The organism is Methylobacterium sp. BTF04 (genome assembly GCF_010692745.1).
In the GTDB taxonomy this organism is placed as follows: Bacteria; Pseudomonadota; Alphaproteobacteria; order Rhizobiales; family Beijerinckiaceae; genus Methylobacterium.
Window position 1 is genome coordinate 1 of the sequence record NZ_JAAHTB010000202.1, and the last position, 952, is coordinate 952.

A 952-nucleotide genomic window follows, 5' to 3' on the forward strand; every position below is an offset into this window, starting at 1 on the left:
TGTCCAACTTCCCGGATCTCGTCGAGAACCTTGATCCGGCAAAGCCCGGTTATGCAGCGCTGATCCAGGCATTTCGGGCACCGCAGAGCCTGGAGGATAGAATCGCCTATGATGGCGCCTCGACCAACTCCGCTTATGGCCGACGACATGCGAAGGTGCAGGAGGTGGCACGCATCCTCGTTGCGCAGCCCGGCTATGCCGATCTGGTTTTCCTCGATGAGAGCGGTCGCATCGTCTATACCACGACAAAGGGCGAAGATTTTTCCCTCTCGGTTGCGGACAGCATCCTACATTCGAGCGGTCTCAACCGGCTCTACGAGCGGCTGAAGGGGTCGGATACTAACGCGATCGTATTCGAAGACTTTGCCGATTATCTATCCGCCGGAGAACCCTCGGCCTTCATTGGCAAGGCCGTCACTAAGCGCGCCAACGTCGCCATGGGCACATCACAGGCTGCGGAGCGGATTGGCTTCGTGGCACTTCGCGTAACGCCAACCTTATTCGACCGGAGCCTCGCCAAGCGGAATGGGCTGGGCGACACCGGCCAAATCCTGGCTGTTGGATCGGACGGGCGTCTGCGCAGCAACCCGCCTTTGAACGGTGACAGCAAGGCTGGTGCCGATCTGTCTCGTATCGGGTTCGACGCGACGCAGCTAAGCGATGGCGTCTCGTTCACTTACGACACCGAAAATGGTTCACGTCTGGCTTCCGCGGCACGCGTCTCGGTTTTTGGTGCAACCTGGATGATTGTCGCAGAGCAAGCCCGTGCCGAGGCGGTGGCCTCTGTTCAATCCTTGTCTCGAACGCTCGCGCTGGCAGGGGTTGTTGTCCTTGCAATCACGGCCGTGCTTGGTCTGCTAGCGGCTCGTGCGATCGTGCGTCCTCTTGGGGCGCTGACGCACGCCCTGAGAGCCCTGGCTGCACGAGAGAATCTGGCTGAGGTGCCTGGGAG

General features: G+C 60.4%; 1 protein-coding gene. It reads left to right on the forward strand.

From position 1 onward, the window contains the following. The coding region (locus G3T14_RS24325; RefSeq protein WP_281409853.1) for a cache domain-containing protein at positions 1–952 on the forward strand (952 nt) is incomplete at both ends.